This is a genomic window from Teredinibacter sp. KSP-S5-2 (genome assembly GCF_032773895.1).
Classification (GTDB): domain Bacteria; phylum Pseudomonadota; class Gammaproteobacteria; order Pseudomonadales; family Cellvibrionaceae.
Genome location: NZ_CP120416.1, coordinates 1,512,040 through 1,531,110, shown reverse-complemented (window position 1 = coordinate 1,531,110; position 19,071 = coordinate 1,512,040). Strand labels below are relative to the sequence as shown.

Sequence of the window (19,071 nt, the reverse complement as noted above, 5' to 3'; positions counted from 1 at the left end):
TTTGGTTAAACCTTCTTAAAGAGCAAGGTTCCGTTGGTACCACCAAAACCAAATGAATTACTAAGCGCAATGTTAATTTCCATTTCCTGCGCCGTATGAGGAACGAGGTTTAAATCACAACCTTCGCTAGGATTGTCCAGATTAATAGTAGGCGGTGCAACCTGGTCACGAATAGACAGAGCCGTAAAAATTGCTTCAACAGCACCAGCTGCGCCTAGTAAGTGACCAATCATGGATTTGGTCGAACTCACAGCCAACTTCGATGCATGACCACCAAACACCTGCTTCAGCGCATTACACTCGGCTAAATCGCCTGCCAGAGTTGAGGTGCCGTGAGCATTAATATAATCCATATCCTCAGGATTAACAGATGCATCAATAAGCGCATTTTTCATTGAAAGTGCCGCACCTTCACCCGACTCAGGAGGAGAAGTCATATGATAGGCATCACCACTTGTACCAAAACCTGCGACTTCAGCATAGATTTTTGCCCCTCGGGCTTTGGCATGCTCATAATTTTCAAGAACAACAATACCGGCACCATCACCTAACACAAAACCATCGCGGTCTTTATCCCAAGGCCGACTCGCCCGTTCTGGATCATCATTGCGTTTAGATAACGCTCTCGCAGCACCAAAACCACCGACACCAACAGGTGTTGTCGCCATTTCAGAACCACCGGCAATCATCACATCAGCCGTACCGAACATAATTTCTCGTGCAGCCAAACCGATACAATGAGTACCAGTAGTACACGCTGTCGTGACTGCCAGGTTAATACCTTTTAGGCCATACTTGATAGAAAGATTGCCCGCGATCATATTGATAATCGAACCAGGAACAAAGAAAGGAGATACCCGTCTCGGGCCGCGCTCTTTGATGGTTAGTGTGGTATTTTCAATTGATCCCAAACCACCGATACCCGAACCAACAACACAGCCAATACGGTGTGCATTCTTTTCAGTCACTTCAATACCGGAATCTTCAAATGCCTGAGTACCGGCAACCATGCCATACTGAATAAACGGGTCAATTTTTCGCGCTTCTTTTTCGTCCATATAGGGAGAAAGATCCAACCCCTTGACCGATGCGCTAAAACGCGTGGCAAAGGCTGATGCATCGAATGAATCAATCGGTGTGACACCGCTTTTTCCACTTAAAATGGCTTTCCAAGTGTCTTCAACGTTGTGGGCCAGTGAGCTGACCATACCAACACCAGTAATAACGACCCGATTGCGATTCACAAACTCCTCCGATACAGATGGCAAAACTAATGAGTGCTACAAAGTAGATAGCATTAAACAGAAAATAAACACTCAGTAGCTAATACAACAAAAGCCGTACTATGAACCATAGATACGGCTTTTGGCGACAATAGGCTTCAGCTAATAACTAAAAACGGCTTATGCCAAGTTTTCGTTGATGTAGTTGATAGCAAGCTGAACTGTAGTAATTTTTTCAGCTTCTTCGTCTGGAATCTCAGTCTCGAACTCTTCTTCCAATGCCATAACGAGTTCAACAGTATCAAGGGAATCCGCTCCCAAATCTTCAACGAAGGACGCTTCGTTTTTTACTTCTTCTTCTTTAACACCAAGTTGCTCAGCGACAATTTTCTTAACGCGTTCTTCAATGCTGCTCATAATCGTAATTAACTCCTAATGGTAGTCTATCAGTGAAGCCGTAGAACATCTGACAATTGATATTCCGTAATAATCAACACACTCTGGAGAGTGCTATTTCTGGAGCCACAAACACCTACAGCTCAGGTACCCACACCGTTAAACAAAACAATGCCCAACGGTGGCTCGGGCTCACACGTGCGCGCATTTTAACTCGAAATTCTTGCAGTTGTAACGCAAGATTCGAAATTTATTACGCTTTTATAAAAAAAACCTTTATTTTCAGAAGGTTAGCGCATATACATGCCGCCATTAACCTGCAGTGTCTCGCCGGTAAGGTAGCTGGCATCTTCACTGCACAGGAAGCTTACTACACCAGCAATCTCTTCTGGCTTACCAAAACGCCCAGATGGTATGGCACCCATCATAGAATTTCTTTGATCGTCATTAAGTGCCTTGGTCATATCTGTTTCAATAAACCCTGGTGCCACAGAATTGACGGTAATCCCCCTAGAAGCGACCTCTTTAGCCAAAGACCGGGCAAAACCAGCCACTCCCGCCTTGGTTGCTGCGTAATTGGCCTGACCGGGATTCCCCATCTGCCCAACCACTGAGCTAATGTTCACTATGCGCCCCCAACGGGCTTTCATCATACCCCTTAAACATGCCTTACTTAGACGGAATACAGCGCTGAGGTTAGTATTGATTACATCAAACCATTCTTCTTCGCTCATGCGAAGCATCAGGTTATCACGAGTAATCCCGGCGTTATTTACAAGGATTGCCGGTGCACCATACTTTTCTTGAATCGCTTTGAGTACCTGAGCTACGGAATCGGGGTCAGTGACGTTTAACATCATACCTTCACCCTTGTAGCCTGCAGCCTCCATGCGAGCAGAGATCTTCTCCGCGCCGCCTTCAGAGGTGGCCGTACCAACAACAACCGCACCGCTTTCAGCCAAACGATTGGCTATTGCCTCACCAATACCACGACTTGCACCTGTTACTAACGCAACTTTACCTTCTAAGGTCATTTTATCTATCCCCCGTTCTCTGCTGTGCTCTCTAAGCACAGCAAACAATGTTCTTAATGATTGCCTTGCAAACTAGCAGAAAATAAATCTTCAGACTCTGTTGCCAAAGCCTGTAATGGTTTGTGAATGCGCTTAACTAACCCAGCCAATACTTTACCGGGGCCGCATTCTATAGTCGTTTCCACACCGTTATCGACCAAATACTTAACACAATCAACCCACTGCACTGCAGAATAGATCTGCTCCACCATAATTGCTTTAATTTTTTCAGGGTTAGCCTCTGGTAAAGCGCTCACATTGTGTACAACAGGTACTTTTGGCTGACTAAATTCGGTTTCCTGAATTTGTGCTGCCAGCCTGTCTGCAGCAGGCTTCATCAGCGAAGTATGAAATGGTGCGCTCACGGGTAAAGGCAGCGCACGTTTAGCTCCGGCCTCTTTACAAAGCGCCATGGCACGCTCAACAGCATCGCTCTCTCCGGCAATAACAACCTGCCCAGGTGAGTTGTAGTTAACCGGACAAACTACCTGTCCCTCTGCCGCCTTTTCACAAGCTTGCTCTATTTCTTCATCCCCCAAGCCAATAATGGCTGCCATTGCACCCTGACCTGCGGGGACTGCTTCCTGCATGTATTGACCGCGAGCTCTTACCAAGGCCACTGCATCTTCAAACTTAACCACTTCTGCGCAAACCAATGCAGACCACTCCCCCAAACTGTGCCCTGCCATATATGCAGGCACCACACCGCCTCGCGACTGCCACAATCTCCATAGGGCCACACTACAGGTTAGCAATGCAGGTTGGGTTACCTCTGTCATATTGAGTTTTTCTTGAGGCCCCTCTTGAATCAATGCCAGTAAGTCATAGCCAAGTACATCACTCGCCTGAGCAAATGTATTCTTCACCAGTTCTTCGCCGTAAAAATCTTCAAGCATGCCCACTTTTTGCGAGCCTTGACCAGGAAAAACAAATGCAAGGGATTGCTGAGTATTCATAGATATATCCGCTAAATTACAAAAACACTAAAATTAAGAGACTAAACACTGTTCAATTTTATTTGGGATGTCAGCCTGAACCTGCTCTAAGGCCGTTTCCAGGGCATTAACAAAGCCTTCTTTGTCTGCCTTGCCGTGACTTTTAACCACAATCTTCTTTAAGCCCAGGAGTGCAGCGCCGTTATAGCGTGAGGGATCAAACCTTTTTGCCCATGAAGCCAAAAGAGGTTTAACAAGTAAGGACAAGATTCGGCGCACAATACTTGATGCGAGATATGTTTTAAGACTGCCAAACACAAACTGCACCACTCCCTCACTGACTTTCAAAGCCACATTACCGGCAAAACCATCACACACAACAACATCATAGTTGCCGGTGTAGAGGCCATCACCCTCGACAAATCCACAGAAATTCATCTCTTTACGCTGACTCAGGATTTCGGCCGCCTCCCTGATATCGCCGCTGCCTTTTGTTGTTTCAGCACCAATATTGAGCAGCGCAACCTTAGGCATGGATTTGCCATATACTTTTGCCAACGCCGCCCCCATCTCTGCGAACTGAACCAGTTGCTGCGATGAACAATCAATGTTTGCCCCCAAGTCGAGAAAGAAGCTTTTACCTTTAGCTGTTGGCATAGGTTTACAAATTGCTGGCCTGCTCATACCTTCGTAGGTAGTAATCAAATAGCGACTCATAGCCATTAGAGCTCCGGTATTACCACCGCTCACACAGGCGTCGGCCTCCCCTTTCGCAACTAGCTCCAGGCTTTGCCACATAGAAGAGTTACGCTTGTGGCGCAATGCAACTCCAGGCTTGTCATTCATGCTGACAACATCCTCGGCGTGGACAATACGAATTCTTTCTTGCTGCTGATGATTCGGAATTAGAGAGGTAAGAGTCTGACCATCTCCAACCAGGATGATATGAACGTGGCTATGCCGTTCAAGAAATGAGAGGACAGCTTCAACGCAAAGACGGGGACCTAAATCCCCGCCCATAGCGTCAATTGACAGGTAAATCGCCTTCGACAAGCTTACTCGTCGTCAGCTACGTCAACAACTTTGCGACCACGATAAAAACCGTCTGCAGTCACATGGTGGCGACGATGCTTTTCACCAGTTACAGAATCTACAGACAAAGTAGAATTGTCAGTTAAAGCATCATGAGAACGACGCATACCGCGCTTTGAACGAGTTTTACGATTTTGTTGTACCGCCATAACAATTACTCCAAGTAATCACCACGAGACATTAAACGTCTTTTGGTTTCTTTTTCAGTTGAGCCAATACCTGAAACGGGTTTTCTCCCGTTTCCTGTTCACTGGCCTCAATTTCGCCAGCCGTCATCATCTCAGCATCAATACACTGATAATCATGTACAGCCACTACAGGTAGCTCTAGCAACACTTCTTCTTCAATTGCACTAATCAAATCAGCGTCACTTCCAGTTACTACCCAGGGATCTAATTCCTTCGGTAGCCCTTTCGCCTCGCTTTCATCCCAAACAATGCCAACCATAAAGTCTGAGCTAAGCGATAATGTCATCGGTTCCAGGCACCGCTGACATATTACTTGTACCTCAATAGCATATTCGCCCCGAAGGATCTTCCTGTTTTCTTCATCCACAGAAAAAACCAACTTGGCGGTTAAATTGCCATTAGAATGAGTGGCCGAAGCCAATCGAGGCAGTTTATCGGCTTCTATAATCCCATCGTACACTGCCCCCAAATGCGCGCATTTGCGGGGATCGAGGTGGCGTGGGAGCCGTTTTGAAGGAGCACCTTCTGACATAAGCGCGCAATGATAGGGAGTTGACCTAACTCTGTCAAAGAAAAGTGTGGATAATATGGTAAAAATCGCCGATTAATCACCAATTCACTGGAAAAAAAAGGCCCGAACTACTCAAAATATGAACACTCACATACATTGCAAGCTCATTTTGGCCTCCAGCTCACCATATAGGGCTGCTCAACTGAACCAATTACAACTTAGATTTCAGTGTTTATCACCAGATATCGACGAGCAGCCAACCCCAGGAGAGACAGCGGAAACCATTGCCCACAGACTTTCAATCGAAAAAGCCAAAGCAGTAGCCAAGCATGCCCCCGAAGCGGTCGTTATCGGCTCGGACCAAACGGCGGAACTCGACAATGCCATACTGGGAAAACCCGGCTCACCTCAGAAGGCTATCCGACAATTGCAAGCATGCAGCGGCAAGACAGTTACCTTCTATACAGGTATTGCTTTATATCAGGAAGCCACGGACACGCTTTATTCCAAGGTTGTTTCTACACACGTGAAGTTTCGAACGCTTACTAGCCAGCAAATAAACAATTACATCAGAGAGGAACAACCTTTGGATTGTGCCGGTAGTTTTAAGTGCGAGGGCCTTGGAATTGCGCTATTTGAGGAAATCTCAAGTTCCGACCCATCTGCATTAATCGGACTACCGTTGATTGCACTGACTTCCGCACTAAACAGTTTTGGTATTGACCCATTACTCACAAACAATGCTAGCTGACGTTCCCGCTTTTACCTACAATGCCTCCCCATGATTCAGCTTACCGATTTTAGCCTCCAGCGAGGCAGCAAATTCCTGTTCGAGAATAGCAGTGCAACCATTCACCCCAGCCAAAAATGCGGTGTCATTGGCGGCAACGGCAGTGGTAAATCGAGCTTTTTTAAACTGCTTTTGCGAGAAATTACTGAGGACTCCGGCTCAGTCAGTATTCCCAAAGAATGGCGTATCGCCCACATGGCTCAGGAAGTTCATGCTTCTGACCGTTCAGCCACAGACTACGTTTTGGACGGCGACCAACAATTCCGGGAAATAGAAGCCGCCATTGCAACATGTGAAGACGGCGAAAAGCTGGGCAACCTCTACGCACAATTTGAACAAGTTGATGGGTACAGCGCCCCTTCTCGTGCACAGCAACTTTTACGGGGCCTGGGTTTTTCAAGCTCGGATGAAAACAGACCCGTATCTGACTTTTCTGGTGGATGGCGTATACGACTTAACCTCGCTCAGGCACTGATGTGCCCGTCCAACTTACTTTTGCTCGATGAGCCCACGAACCACTTGGACTTGGATGCCACCCTCTGGCTTGAACAGTGGCTTCAATTCTATTCAGGAACACTCCTGATCATATCCCATGACAGGGACTTCCTAGATAATGTGATTGATCACGTACTCAGCATAGAAAATCAAAAACTCATTACTTACAAAGGCAACTACAGCGCCTACGAGAAGCAAAAAGCAGAGCGTATAGCCCAACAAGCCGCAGCCTATACCAAGCAACAGGAGCGTATAGCGGAAATCGAAAACTTTGTGCGACGCTTTAAAGCCAAAGCATCAAAAGCAAAGCAAGCCCAAAGCCGCCTCAAAGAATTGGAACGTATGGAGCAAATTGCTCCTGCACACGTAGATTCCCCGTTCAGCTTTCGCTTCCCAACGGCAGATAAAACGTCCCAAGCCTTGATTAATTTATCCGATGCATCACTGGGCTATGGCGAAACCAGCCTTGTCTCGAAAGCCAATTTAAATATTCTGCAAAATAGTCGTATTGGTTTACTCGGGCACAATGGTGCAGGCAAATCCACACTGATAAAAAGCCTGGCGAAGGAAATTCCGCTTATAGCAGGCGAGTACGCTGAAGGTATCCATCTCAAAATTGGTTATTTCGCTCAACATCAATTAGAAGCGCTTGATCTAGCGGCTTCAGCTGCTCTACATATACAGCGAATATCACCTAAAGCCAGCGAACAGGAAATTCGCAACTTCCTCGGTAACTTTGGTTTTCAGGGAGACCGAGCCTTTGAAACCATTACCCACTTTTCCGGAGGAGAAAAAGCTCGTTTAGCGCTTGCCCTCATTGCCTGGCAACGCCCTAACCTACTTCTGTTAGATGAACCAACCAACCACCTGGATCTCGAAGTTCGCCATGCATTGACCATCGCTTTGCAGACCTATGAAGGGGCGATAGTGATTGTGTCCCACGACCGTCATCTGCTTAACAATACAGTCGATGATTTTTGGTTAGTGGATTCGGGGCAACTTACCCCCTTCGATGGCACCCTGGACGACTACCATGACTGGTTGAAAAACGATTTTTCTGCAAATGAACACAACTCGCAGACCACCAAAGCGATAAATAAAGAAACCAAGAAATCCAATCGCCAGAATGCCGCTGTGATCAGAGAAAAACTCAAACCCTACACAAATGCTATTCAAGCAATAGAACGTAAACTCTCTAAAATGCAGCAAGAGCTAGAAACAATAGAAACTCGTCTTTCGGATACATCACTTTATGAAAGTAACAACAACGAACTCTCTCAACTGCTGAAAGATCAGGGACAATTGCGACAATCAATAGAAACCCTTGAAGAAGAGTGGTTATCAAAACACGATGAAGTAGAATCGCTAAAAGCCTCGCTGGAAGCTTGAAGACGCTGAATTAGTCCCCAGATTGAAAATATCGGCCATAAAACTTTTGGCCCAAATGAAAGTCTGATACGTATAGATAATAGTACGACGCCAACCGAAATAACTTGCTTTTGACTCCTGGCTTCGTATGATTAAGGTCAAAAATCAAGGACCACTTGGAGGTTACTTTTATGCAAGAACTGTATTCACAAACTGGTGCTGCGAGTCACTCGCAAGAAGTCAGCAAGGTATTACGCAATACCTATGCGATGCTTGCCATGACATTGGTTGTCAGCGCTTTGTCGGCTGGTGCAGCGATGGCAATAGGCATTGGTCATGGAATGGCCCTAATTTTTAACATTGTTGCAATCGGCATGCTATGGTTCGTTTTGCCTCGCACAGCCAACTCCGCCGCTGGTGTATGGGTAGTATTTGGCTTTACCGCATTGCTTGGTGCAGGGCTTGGTCCAATGCTGTCGCACTACCTAGCAATGCCCAATGGCTCCGCTATCGTAATGCAAGCCCTGGGCGCAACGGCTCTCGTATTCTTTGCTTTATCTGGTTACGTGCTGACAACAGGTAAAGACTTCAGTTTTCTAGGCGGCTTCCTGTTCGTTGGCTTGGTTGTAGTACTGCTTGCCGCAGTTGGCAGTATGATTGCGGGCTTTTTTGGGGTAGCCATTTCCGGTGTAATGCTTGCCATTAATGCAGCTATTGTTTTTCTTATGTCTGGTTTTATTCTTTATGATACCAGCCGCATTATTCACGGCGGAGAAAGAAACTACTTGATGGCAACAGTGGCACTATATTTGGATATTCTGAATCTATTCACTAGCCTACTTCACTTAATTGGCGCCTTTAGTGGTGACGACTAATTGAAATAGCTCTACACTATAAAGCCCCGCAATTGCGGGGCTTTTTTATTGGTGATCAGTTAAACGGTTTGAGGCTTCCTAAGTAGCACCCGTTTTATCCCCTCCTAGTTATTGTGTGACAAACAGGACTTCAAGAATGACCCTTGGGTGTGCAAAACCAGAAACCTACGAACAACAACTCCAGGATAAAGTGCAATTAACTCAAAGCGAATTCCAATCGCTGTATTCTGGAGATATCGATGTTTACGCCTCGGAACCCACACATTTCCGAATGCGGGCGGAATTTAAAATCTGGCACAAAGATAGTATTGCACACTATGCCATGTATCAACCTGGCGAATACAAAAAACCCGTTATTATCAGCGAGTTTACAATCGGCTCAGAAACAATTTGTAACCTGATGCCAAAGCTTCTCCAGGAGATAAACACTTCAGACACACTTAGGAGAAAATTATTTCAGGTCGAGTTTCTCACAACCCAGACAAAACAGTCTGTCATCACCCTGATCTATCACAAATCTCTCGATGAAATATGGGAGCAAGAAGCTCAGGTACTCTCTCAGGCACTTAACACCCAAGTAATTGGCCGTAGTAGAAAACAAAAAGTGGTACTGAACACTGACTTTGTTATCGAAGAAATGCAGATAAATCAAACCACCTTTCAATACCAACAGGTCGAAACCGGGTTCACTCAACCAAATGCAAAAGTCTGCGAAAAAATGTTGAGCTGGGCTTATGAAGCTTCAGCAGGTCTTGGCGGAGATTTGGTTGAACTCTATTGCGGGAATGGCAATTTCACATTGCCTCTATCTCAAAATTTCGAAAGAGTCTTAGCAACAGAAGTGTCGAAAACTTCCGTCAACTCAGCACTCTACAATATAAAAGCCAATAACATCGAAAACATTCAAATTGCCAGAATGTCTAGCGAGGAGTTTACTCAAGCATTGAACGGGGAAAGAGAATTTCGTCGCTTAAAAGATATTGATTTGCCCTCCTATTCGTTCTCAACCATATTTGTGGATCCTCCACGAGCTGGGCTCGATACAGAAACAGAAAAACTCTGCTCCAGGTTTGACAATATTATTTATATCTCCTGTAACCCTGAAACACTAAAGAACAATCTTTCATCCCTAACCCAAACGCACACGATTGAAAAAATGGCTCTGTTTGATCAGTTTCCTTATACCACTCACAGAGAGTGCGGAGTAATACTAAAGAAAAAACAATAGCCTCAAGCCATACAGGTTTATAATGAGCAAGGGCTGTCATATACAGGCTCTTACTCTTCTACGTTTAATCGTTCGTCTTTCAATAGGCGATGCATGGCATTTTCAACAAAGTCCTGATACTTCTCTTCAATTTTCTCTCTTTGTTTTTCGTATACTTGCTTCTCTTTTTTAGTCAGTTTTTGCCATTCATCTAAAATTGGAATATGCGATGTTGCCTGAGCAAGCTGAGAAAAAACTTTATAGTCTTCATCATTATCTTCAATAAAATTGATGGACTCCATCAACTTACTAATACGAATACAGGCTTCGGTTAAAGTTACCTGCCCCTCAAGCGTACCTTTAGCTAGCACCGTGATACTTTTCTTAGTACGCATACGCTTTTCTTTCTGTAAGGCCTCCAACACACGAACACCCTCATCATGCTTCAGCCGTTGTTTGTACAATAACCAATGCAGATAAAGCGCTACAGCAAACAACACCAAAACGACAACAACAGCAATCCCAATTAATAACGACGTCATATAACAACCTTACGCTTCATCATTATCCAAAGGCAGATAGTTTTGCACACCTTCGGGTAAATTCTTACTTGTTTTAGCTCCAAGCTCTTTCAACCCATCAATTCTGCGCAACAAGTTTCCTCTGCCCTGTGACAAGCGCTTCAAGCTTAATTCATAAGCAGCGGAGGCCTTATCTATATGCTTACCAATATCTTCTAAAGACTCAACAAAAAGAGCAAATTGATCATAGAGTTTTCCTGCACTTGCCGCGATAGCCTCAGCATTAGCGTTTTGCTTTTCATATCGCCATATGGTTTCAACAGTACGTAGTGCAACCATGAGACTTGACGGGCTAACTAATACGATATTTTTATCATAAGCCTCTTTAAAAAGCGCCGGACTCGCTTGCATTGCCCCGATATAAGCAGCTTCGATAGGGATAAAAATAAACACAAAATCCAGCGTCCGTATCCCTTCCAGATTTTCATACTCCTTCAGGGACAAACCTTTAACATGAGCTCGAATTGAATCGACATGTGCCTTTAGGTATTTATCCTGATCAACAGCATCATCATTTGAACAATAACGCTCAAAATCAATCATAGAGACTTTAGCATCAATAACAATATCTTTCCCATCTGGCAGATGCACTACCACATCGGGTTTGAAACGCTTGCCGTCAGCGTTTTTAAATGTTTCCTGGACTATGTATTCTCTACCCTTAACAAGACCGGATTCCTCTAATAGTCGCTCCAAGACAATTTCACCCCAGGTTCCCTGAAGCTTGTTATCCCCTTTTAACGCATTGGCCAGATTGTTTGCGTCTGCACTGATCTTCTGTGTTTGCTTCTGTAGCTCTACGATTTGCCCAAACAACTGATTTCGTTCACTGTTTTCTTTGTGATAAATATCTTCGACGCGCTTATTAAAGTCTTTTAATTGATCTTTAAAAGGGTTAAGAATTGCTTCCATATTTACCCGCGAAGCATGCGTAAACTTCTCTTGTTTCAGTTCAAATATTTTATTCGATGAATTTTCAAATTCTTTTATCAGTTCCTTTTTTGCTTGCTCCAAAAACGCCCGCTCGCTTTCCAGTTGCGCCAGCTTTTCGGTTAACGATGCGCGCTCCTGTATATACTCTTCTTTTAACTTTTGAAGCTGGCCAAGTTCAACTAAAGCTTTGTCGTGATCCTGCTGTACTTTCTCTAAACGAGAGGATACTTGAGCAGTTTTTATCTGCTCCTGGTGCAATTGCTCTTTCCACTGGGATTCGAGGTTTATTCGCGCAACATCATTCGCTCTCTCAAGCTCAAATAACCGAACCTCCTGCTTACGCCGTTCAGCACGAAGCAACAACACATGAAGGACAATAACGATAACCACCACAATCAGGCATACAACTATCGCCAAAACAGGATAAAAATCGGGATTTTGAACCAAATCTGATAAGAACACTTTAACTCTCTACAAAAGACGAACAATGTAATGGATACGAATACTAACACCAGAGACTGTGTTATCCTTTGACCTATCGACTCTGCCGATTAACTTCCAACCGAAACAATGACAACAAGACCTAATATTGCAGTTTTCGATTCCGGTGCCGGTGGTTTAAGCGTGGCTCTAGAGATTCTCAAAAAATTGCATCCATGTATTCTAACCTATTCTGCGGACAAGGCAGCCTTTCCCTATGGCTTGATTGAGGACTCTCTACTGATTGAGCGCATCCTCAGGATTTCCAAAAATGTCGTTGAAAACCATTCACCAGACATACTGGTTATCGCCTGCAATACCGCTAGTACGCTGGCTCTCACCCAGCTGAGAGAACAACTGACACTCCCCATTGTTGGCGTGGTTCCGGCAATCAAGCCTGCAGCTAAAAGTAGTAGCGGAGCAATAGGTTTGCTTGCAACACCCGCTACAGTGAACAGAAATTATACCTATTCTCTCGCTCAGGAGTTTGCATCAGATAAACAGCTTCTTTCCCTGGGCAGCAATATTCTTGTTGAACAAGCGGAACGTTATCTAAACCAAGAAGAAGTCGACCTTAATATCTTAAAACAGGAACTTCAACGCTTATTTGATCTGGAAAACCATATAAAAATTGACACAATTATTCTCGCCTGCACGCACTTTCCAATAATAAAAGAGTTACTCATAGAAGTAATTCAGCCCAGACAAGTAAAGTGGGTGGATTCAGGGGAAGCCATTGCGCGACGAGTTGAATACTTATTAGGAACACTCGGAGCGGATATATCAGAACAGAGATACACGCCATCTCAAATCAACTTTTCATGCACGCTGGATAGCAGTACAAATATCGAGAGCTTAAGTAAAAGCTACTATAGCTACCTCTGCAAGCACTCGGAAAATCCGCTGTGTTTAGGCACAACAACAGCCTTGAACTAAAATTTGTCGGTTAAGAAAGCTATTTTTTACCAAACGCGCTAACGCTCTGCGGCCGAAGTATCTTCAACTTTTTGCTCCGCATCTTCTTTTTCAGACTCATCTTGAACAAAAGCGGCGGCCGTATTACCAGTAATATGCCCAGGAATGGCCCCCGCAGCAAACCCCCACGATGTCGCCGCACCAATCAAGGTACCGCCAACATATGTACCGTAAGCGGGATGCAACGTCCTATATGCATGCTTTCGCTCCCTATCCATACTCTCAGCTTTCATATAGCTCAAAACATCAGAAGATGCGACAGCTTCATAATACAAGGCAGCCCCCGGCAACCCATATAAGAACGCATGCAAACCCTTTCGCTTTCTCCGACCAAGATCTTTAGCATGAGCCGCTTCATGCAGTGCTATTGCATAGTCATCAGAATATATGCTGATCGTATTAGTGTAAGGATTGTAGTGATCTCCACCAAAGAAACGGCCGGGAAATGCAGCGTACATAACCGCTGAATAAAAGCCGACAGTGAAACGCCAACCAGCACCGACCGTTCGATTACGAAAAAGACGCTTAAACTGAAGCCCAGGCTTATAGGTATTGACCAGTATTTGAACATTTTCCAGATCATTCTTATCTACATATTCCATTAGATAAGATAAAGTCTCTTCAGAGATCTCGTGACTATCAACCTTGGGATTAAGGAGTACTAGTTTGCCCAGTAAACTCCCAATCCAATACCAGTCCGAGGCATCCAAAACTTTGTGAGGGGTCCCAACATAGACCTGCTGTTGCATATCAGGAGAGAGCGGATTATCGATCTCCGCCCTCCCGGTCGTGTATGTATAGGTATTAGAGGCACAACCTGTGATACAAGCCAATACTATAAGTAGCAGCAAACGACATCGATATAAAAAGCGCATAACAACAACTTCCCTTTAGTTATGCAGACTAGTTAAATTTTGCCTCTGCTTTCTCTACCACATCAGCTTCATACGAAGCATTTTCGAATTGACCATTTTCTCTTTTCAACTGCGCGGTCATACCGAAGAGCTGTTGAGGAGGTAAATCCGTGCGAGTTCCCGCTACCACTTCAGTTAATACGGTAACAAGGTAACCTCCCGACATATCCACTTCGGCCTTGAAACTCTTACCATCGACCGCAGGCATCGCAAATACTTGTCTCAACGCGGAGCGATCAACCGTAACATCTGTTCTCTTAACCTTATCATGAGCAGAATATTCGTATTTCGCTTCATCCGCTTTTTCTTTTGTGTCCGCGCCGTTTTTGAGGTCAGCGATAAATGCTTCCGCCAAGGACTGAAGCTTTTCTTGCTTCATTTTTTCTCTTAACAGAGCCGTTATCTGCTCTTTAACCTCGTCCAACGCTTTGATACGTTCTGGTGAATGCGTTTTCTTTCTCAATACCACAGCTTTATCGGCAGAGATTTCAATAGCCTGACTGTTTTGCCCCTCAGAAACTACCACCGGATTAAACGCAGCATCCCGAACGACTTTGTTAGAAGCGATCCCAGTTCCAGAAGCGCGAGTAAACTCTTCGGACTCTTTAATAGTTAAGCCAAGTTCCGTAGAAGCAGTCCGCAAGCCTTCTGCACTGTATGTCAAATCACCCAACTCTTCCAACATCTCGAAATATGCTTCTTCGGCAGTTGCTCTAGCTAGCTGCGCCTTAATCGCATCTTTTCGATCTTCGAAAGAAGGTGCATTTTTAATCGTTTTCTTAACAACTTTTAAAATATGCGAACCTGCGTCCGTTTTAACAACAGCGGATACCTGGCCTTCGTTCAAGTCAGCAACCGCTGGAGCGAATTGCTCAGGAAACGCACCTGGAGTTAACAGACCGAGATAACCTTTCGAGCTTTTGCTTCCGATATCGTCACTATAGTTTTCAACTAGTGCGTCGAATTCCTCACCAGCATCCAATTTGGATTGAAGCTCAGCAAGCTTATCAGATGCACCGTCCCCGTCTTCTATCAAAATATGAGCAATCTCGACTTCAGGAGTACTATCAAAAGCCGCTATTTCCTGATCGTATTGAGCGCGAATATCTGCCTCAGCAATAACCTCATGTTTTGCCAGATCATCTACCGATAACTCTACATATTCAATAGACATTTTTTCTGGATCCAGATAGGTCGTCTGGTTATCGTAATAATATGCAGATATCTCTTCGGTAGTCGGTTCAAGATCTTCGCCTATAGCGCTCGCAGGAATTTTAATCATCTCAAACGATCTGGCTTCCCCGACAACACTAACAATCGCATCCAATTCAGCAGGAGTTACAAAAGAAGACGCCTGGATACCGGAAGCAATTTGCGAAATAAGAAGATCTTCTGATAAAGAAGCCTTGAATGTGGCTGGCGTATACCCGACCCCCGATAGTACACGACGGTATGCTTGTTTATCGAACTTACCATCTGTGTGGAAACTTTGCTGATCGAGAATAGTTTTATTAATAGTTGTATCAGAAACGCCAACACCACTATCTTCTGCAGAGGCAATTAATGCTGTTCGACGAATAAGCTGTTGCAACACTGGACCACGTAAATTTTCGTCTTTCAGGTAGTCAGCGGAAGGATCGACACCTTCTTGTGACAGCAAACGCTGTTTCTGCATGTAGACCGCGCGCGCCAACTCGTTATTGCTTATAGCACGCCCATCCACCGTTGCCACTTTGCCCCCCGCAGGGCCACCCAAGAAGGAGGTTCCAATTCCGGACAAAACCATGGGCACAACAAACATAAGCACGACAACGACTGCCAGAGTGCCTTTCATGTTGTCACGAATAACTTGCATCGCACACCTCGATAAAATTTATATTTTTATTTGTGAGAATATAAAAAAAGGCGCATAAGTGTGCGCCTTTTTTATTTACACGAAACACTGATTTTTATTTTATTTACTTCAGTGTTTTTAATTTTTTTCAATTAAACGTTTTTTGCTTAAATAGAAAATTAATTAACTGCGTCTTTAAGCGCTTTACCAGCTTTAAAGCTTGGAATTTTTGCTGCTGCAATTTGAATTGGTTCACCTGTCTGAGGATTACGACCAGTGCGTGCTGCGCGCTCTTTTACCAAGAAAGTGCCGAAGCCAACAAGTGCCACCTGATCTCCTTCTTTTAAAGCGTTAGCGATCGCATCGGTCATAGCGTCAAGTGCCCGACCTGCCGCTGCTTTGGAAATATCTGCTGACGCGGCAATCGCTTCGGTCAATTCTGATTTATTCACTATAAACCCCTTTTATATTTGTTTCATGTTTCACTTCGACACTCACTCTCAACAATGAGAAGTCTAGTAGTTTCGCCCCAAGCCGACCCAATAGAGGCCACCCCATCGAGTCGCTGTGATGAACTGCGATTTATACCAACTGCCCTAGGGCCGGTCAAGAATGAAATCCAGAATTTCGTCTTGTTTCGAGCAACTGCTCGCAATTCATACAGTTTTATGGTCTCAGACTCAGCATTTAGTGAGTACTTATTCTATTTTCGTCTTTTTTACTATCCTGAACCTTTTCCTGCAACGCTTCATATTCTTCGTCGCTATAGGGTGTTGGCATGTATTGTAAAGCAATTTCCAACACCTGATCGATCCATTGAACAGGTTTGATCTGTAAATCTTGCTTGATATTGTCCGGAATTTCACGCAAATCCGACTCATTATCTTGCGGAATGAGAACTGTTTTGATCCCACCACGGTGAGCCGCCAATAGCTTCTCTTTTAACCCGCCAATTTTTAAAACTTCCCCGCGCAGGGTTATTTCCCCTGTCATTGCCACATCCGCTCTAACGGGTATGTCAGTGTATACAGAAACTAACGCTGTACACATGGCAATACCAGCACTTGGTCCATCTTTTGGCGTCGCCCCTTCGGGTACATGTATATGCAAATCTTTTTTCTCGTGAAATTCAGGATGAATTCCCAAAAACTGCGCACGAGATCTCACAACTGTCATAGCCGCCTGAATAGATTCTTGCATGACATCACCGAGAGAACCGGTTTTTATCATACGACCACGACCATTTACGGCTGAAGCTTCAATAGTGAGTAATTCTCCCCCCACTTGCGTCCAAGCTAAACCTGTAACCTGACCAACTTGGTTTTCATCTTCTGCCCGGCCAAAGTCGGTTTTTCGAACGCCTAAATAATCTTCTAATTTTTCAGGCTCAACATGAGTTGTCTCATGCGATTTCTCTTTCACATTGCGCGTAACAACCTTTCTACACAGTTTTGCAATTTCTCGATCCAGGCCACGTACTCCAGCCTCTTTTGTGTAATAACGAATAACGTCTCGTATTGTTTGCTCTTCTACCGCAATTTCATCTTTCACCAAACCATTATTTTTAATTTGTTTCGGAATTAAATAACGGCTTGCGATATTAACTTTTTCATCTTCGGTATAACCTGGAATACGAATAACTTCCATTCGATCCAATAACGGTCCCGGAATATTCATACTATTGGAAGTACAAACGAACATCACATCAGAAAGGTCATAATCGACTTCCAGATAGTGATCATTAAAACTGTTGTTTTGCTCTGGGTCTAAAACCTCAAGCAATGCAGACGCTGGATCACCACGATGATCCATTCCCATCTTATCGATCTCATCCAATAAGAACAGAGGGTTCTTCACTCCAGCCTTGGACATTTTCTGAATCAACTTACCTGGCATAGAACCAATATAGGTTCGCCGGTGACCACGTATTTCCGCTTCATCGCGTACACCACCTAACGCCATACGGACAAACTTTCTATTTGTTGCCCTTGCTATGGATTCGCCGAGCGAGGTCTTACCAACCCCGGGAGGGCCAACCAGGCACAATATCGGGCCCTTAACTTTTTTGACGCGCTTTTGCACTGCCAAGTATTCAAGTATGCGCTCTTTGACTTCTTCCAAGCCGTAGTGATCTTCTTCCAGAATCTGCTCAGCTTTCTCTAAATCATGGCGAACTTTACTGCGTTTTTTCCAGGGAACGTTGACCATCCAGTCAATATAGGCGCGAACAACGGATGCCTCTGCAGACATCGGGGACATCATCTTTAATTTACCAAGTTCAGCCATGGTTTTTTCTTCAGCTTCTTTCGGCATGCCAGACTCAGCCACCTTTCTTTCCAGCTCTCCATGCTCATTTGCACCTTCATCACCCATGTCACCAAGCTCTTTCTGAATCGCTTTTAACTGCTCATTCAGATAGTACTCGCGCTGGCTTTTCTCCATTTGCTTTTTAACACGGCCACGAATACGTTTCTCAACTTGGTACAAGTCTGCCTCGGCCTCCATCAAACCGATAAGGTGCTCCAGGCGTTCACGTACATTAATAATTTCCAGCAGCTCTTGCTTCTGCGCCAACTCCAAAGACATATGCGCAGCCACTGTATCAGCCAAACGGCCAGGCTCATCGATGCCACTTAGGGAGGTCATCACCTCGGACGGCACCTTTTTACTGAGGTTAACGTACTGCTCAAAACGTGTTAACAGAGAACGAGTTAACACCTCAACCTCTCTATCCTCTTCTGCATCGGACTCGACGTACTCAATTTCAGCCTGGAAATGCCCCTCAGATTCTGTAACTTCGATGATTTGAGCGCGTTTCCCGCCTTCTACCAAAACCTTTACCGTGCCATCGGGAAGTTTTAGTAACTGTAACACCGTGGCAACCGTACCAAATTCATAGAGATCCGCACGATTTGGCTCGTCGACAGAGGCATGTTTCTGCGCAACCAGCAGAACTTGCTTATCCTCGGTCATAGCGTGCTCCAACGCAGAGATAGACTTCTCTCTACCAACGAACAAAGGGATAACCATATGCGGGTATACCACAACATCACGCAGCGGTAGTAATGGGAGTCTGTTTTCTTCTACTGTGGATTCAATCTGATCCATTGATTAAGCCTCAATACACGGGGGCAATTGTTGTTGAAAGTTTTGTTTCATTAAGATTGGGGGCTACCCTTGTAAAATACAAGCTACACAGAG

18 protein-coding genes are annotated in these 19,071 nt (G+C 44.7%); 5 read left to right on the top strand and 13 right to left on the bottom strand.

All coding sequences use genetic code 11. From position 1 onward, the window contains the following. Window positions 1–5 precede the first annotated feature (5 nt). From fabF to P5V12_RS07000, 7 genes are all read right to left on the bottom strand, one after another. The gene (gene fabF / locus P5V12_RS07030; protein WP_316956639.1) at window positions 6–1,244 is read right to left on the bottom strand and encodes a beta-ketoacyl-ACP synthase II; all 1,239 of its coding nucleotides are present in this window, start codon (window positions 1,242–1,244) and stop codon (window positions 6–8) included. 159 nt (window positions 1,245–1,403) lie between these two features. Next, window positions 1,404–1,640, bottom strand: coding sequence for an acyl carrier protein (gene acpP / locus P5V12_RS07025; protein ID WP_011468112.1), 237 nt, complete (start codon window positions 1,638–1,640; stop codon window positions 1,404–1,406). Window positions 1,641–1,909: 269 nt separating this feature from the next. Next, on the bottom strand, window positions 1,910–2,653 hold the full coding sequence (gene fabG, locus P5V12_RS07020) for a 3-oxoacyl-ACP reductase FabG (protein WP_316956638.1): 744 nt from the start codon (window positions 2,651–2,653) through the stop codon (window positions 1,910–1,912). A gap of 53 nt (window positions 2,654–2,706) precedes the next feature. Then, the gene (gene fabD, locus P5V12_RS07015) at window positions 2,707–3,648 is read right to left on the bottom strand and encodes an ACP S-malonyltransferase (RefSeq protein ID WP_316956637.1); all 942 of its coding nucleotides are present in this window, start codon (window positions 3,646–3,648) and stop codon (window positions 2,707–2,709) included. A gap of 33 nt (window positions 3,649–3,681) precedes the next feature. After that, on the bottom strand, window positions 3,682–4,680 hold the full coding sequence (gene plsX, locus P5V12_RS07010; protein ID WP_316956636.1) for a phosphate acyltransferase PlsX: 999 nt from the start codon (window positions 4,678–4,680) through the stop codon (window positions 3,682–3,684). A 2-nt stretch (window positions 4,681–4,682) separates the two neighbouring features. Beyond that, the gene (gene rpmF, locus P5V12_RS07005) at window positions 4,683–4,868 is read right to left on the bottom strand and encodes a 50S ribosomal protein L32 (RefSeq protein WP_316956635.1); all 186 of its coding nucleotides are present in this window, start codon (window positions 4,866–4,868) and stop codon (window positions 4,683–4,685) included. A 31-nt stretch (window positions 4,869–4,899) separates the two neighbouring features. Beyond that, window positions 4,900–5,367: a YceD family protein gene (locus tag P5V12_RS07000; protein ID WP_316956634.1), complete on the bottom strand. Its 468-nt coding sequence runs from the start codon at window positions 5,365–5,367 to the stop codon at window positions 4,900–4,902. A gap of 190 nt (window positions 5,368–5,557) precedes the next feature. On the opposite strand from P5V12_RS07000, the gene P5V12_RS06995 reads away from it, so the two are divergent. The 4 genes from P5V12_RS06995 to trmA all read left to right on the top strand — a co-directional run bounded on the left by P5V12_RS06995 (window position 5,558) and on the right by trmA (window position 10,174). After that, window positions 5,558–6,169 (top strand): nucleoside triphosphate pyrophosphatase, encoded by a 612-nt coding sequence (locus P5V12_RS06995; RefSeq protein ID WP_316956633.1) that lies wholly within the window; start codon window positions 5,558–5,560, stop codon window positions 6,167–6,169. A gap of 30 nt (window positions 6,170–6,199) precedes the next feature. Beyond that, window positions 6,200–8,092 (top strand): ATP-binding cassette domain-containing protein, encoded by a 1,893-nt coding sequence (locus P5V12_RS06990; protein WP_316956632.1) that lies wholly within the window; start codon window positions 6,200–6,202, stop codon window positions 8,090–8,092. Between the two features lie 170 nt (window positions 8,093–8,262). Continuing rightward, window positions 8,263–8,946 (top strand): Bax inhibitor-1 family protein, encoded by a 684-nt coding sequence (locus P5V12_RS06985; protein ID WP_316956631.1) that lies wholly within the window; start codon window positions 8,263–8,265, stop codon window positions 8,944–8,946. A gap of 136 nt (window positions 8,947–9,082) precedes the next feature. Beyond that, window positions 9,083–10,174, top strand: coding sequence for a tRNA (uridine(54)-C5)-methyltransferase TrmA (trmA, locus tag P5V12_RS06980; protein ID WP_316956630.1), 1,092 nt, complete (start codon window positions 9,083–9,085; stop codon window positions 10,172–10,174). 50 nt (window positions 10,175–10,224) lie between these two features. Here trmA and P5V12_RS06975 read toward each other — a convergent pair whose 3' ends face one another. Together P5V12_RS06975 and rmuC are read right to left on the bottom strand one after the other, a co-directional pair. After that, the gene (locus P5V12_RS06975) at window positions 10,225–10,695 is read right to left on the bottom strand and encodes a DUF2489 domain-containing protein (protein ID WP_316956629.1); all 471 of its coding nucleotides are present in this window, start codon (window positions 10,693–10,695) and stop codon (window positions 10,225–10,227) included. Between the two features lie 9 nt (window positions 10,696–10,704). Next, entirely contained in the window at window positions 10,705–12,129 is a 1,425-nt protein-coding gene (gene rmuC / locus P5V12_RS06970) for a DNA recombination protein RmuC (RefSeq protein WP_316956628.1), read from the bottom strand. Window positions 12,130–12,237: 108 nt separating this feature from the next. Between rmuC and murI the strand changes: the two genes are divergently transcribed. After that, window positions 12,238–13,083 carry a glutamate racemase gene (gene murI / locus P5V12_RS06965; RefSeq protein WP_316956627.1) on the top strand — a complete coding sequence of 282 codons (846 nt, stop codon included), beginning with the start codon at window positions 12,238–12,240 and terminating at the stop codon, window positions 13,081–13,083. A 38-nt stretch (window positions 13,084–13,121) separates the two neighbouring features. On the opposite strand, the gene P5V12_RS06960 is transcribed toward murI, so the two are convergent. The 4 genes from P5V12_RS06960 to lon form a co-directional block, all read right to left on the bottom strand. Next, the gene (locus P5V12_RS06960; RefSeq protein ID WP_316956626.1) at window positions 13,122–13,997 is read right to left on the bottom strand and encodes a hypothetical protein; all 876 of its coding nucleotides are present in this window, start codon (window positions 13,995–13,997) and stop codon (window positions 13,122–13,124) included. Window positions 13,998–14,025: 28 nt separating this feature from the next. Then, window positions 14,026–15,891: a SurA N-terminal domain-containing protein gene (locus P5V12_RS06955; protein WP_316956625.1), complete on the bottom strand. Its 1,866-nt coding sequence runs from the start codon at window positions 15,889–15,891 to the stop codon at window positions 14,026–14,028. Between the two features lie 158 nt (window positions 15,892–16,049). Continuing rightward, window positions 16,050–16,322 carry an HU family DNA-binding protein gene (locus tag P5V12_RS06950; RefSeq protein WP_316956624.1) on the bottom strand — a complete coding sequence of 91 codons (273 nt, stop codon included), beginning with the start codon at window positions 16,320–16,322 and terminating at the stop codon, window positions 16,050–16,052. Between the two features lie 235 nt (window positions 16,323–16,557). Then, the gene (gene lon / locus P5V12_RS06945) at window positions 16,558–18,978 is read right to left on the bottom strand and encodes an endopeptidase La (RefSeq protein WP_316956623.1); all 2,421 of its coding nucleotides are present in this window, start codon (window positions 18,976–18,978) and stop codon (window positions 16,558–16,560) included. Between the last annotated feature and the right edge of the window lie 93 nt (window positions 18,979–19,071).

Coding starts and splice junctions, on each gene's coding strand:
- fabG (WP_316956638.1), bottom strand. CDS start 2,653: ATGACCTTAGAAGGTAAAGTTGCGTTAGTAACAGGTGCAAGTCGTGGT.
- lon (WP_316956623.1), bottom strand. CDS start 18,978: ATGGATCAGATTGAATCCACAGTAGAAGAAAACAGACTCCCATTACTA.
- rpmF (WP_316956635.1), bottom strand. CDS start 4,868: ATGGCGGTACAACAAAATCGTAAAACTCGTTCAAAGCGCGGTATGCGT.
- P5V12_RS06955 (WP_316956625.1), bottom strand. CDS start 15,891: ATGCAAGTTATTCGTGACAACATGAAAGGCACTCTGGCAGTCGTTGTC.
- P5V12_RS06990 (WP_316956632.1), top strand. CDS start 6,200: ATGATTCAGCTTACCGATTTTAGCCTCCAGCGAGGCAGCAAATTCCTG.
- P5V12_RS06975 (WP_316956629.1), bottom strand. CDS start 10,695: ATGACGTCGTTATTAATTGGGATTGCTGTTGTTGTCGTTTTGGTGTTG.
- P5V12_RS06985 (WP_316956631.1), top strand. CDS start 8,263: ATGCAAGAACTGTATTCACAAACTGGTGCTGCGAGTCACTCGCAAGAA.
- murI (WP_316956627.1), top strand. CDS start 12,238: ATGACAACAAGACCTAATATTGCAGTTTTCGATTCCGGTGCCGGTGGT.
- P5V12_RS06960 (WP_316956626.1), bottom strand. CDS start 13,997: ATGCGCTTTTTATATCGATGTCGTTTGCTGCTACTTATAGTATTGGCT.
- acpP (WP_011468112.1), bottom strand. CDS start 1,640: ATGAGCAGCATTGAAGAACGCGTTAAGAAAATTGTCGCTGAGCAACTT.
- P5V12_RS06995 (WP_316956633.1), top strand. CDS start 5,558: ATGAACACTCACATACATTGCAAGCTCATTTTGGCCTCCAGCTCACCA.
- fabD (WP_316956637.1), bottom strand. CDS start 3,648: ATGAATACTCAGCAATCCCTTGCATTTGTTTTTCCTGGTCAAGGCTCG.
- trmA (WP_316956630.1), top strand. CDS start 9,083: ATGACCCTTGGGTGTGCAAAACCAGAAACCTACGAACAACAACTCCAG.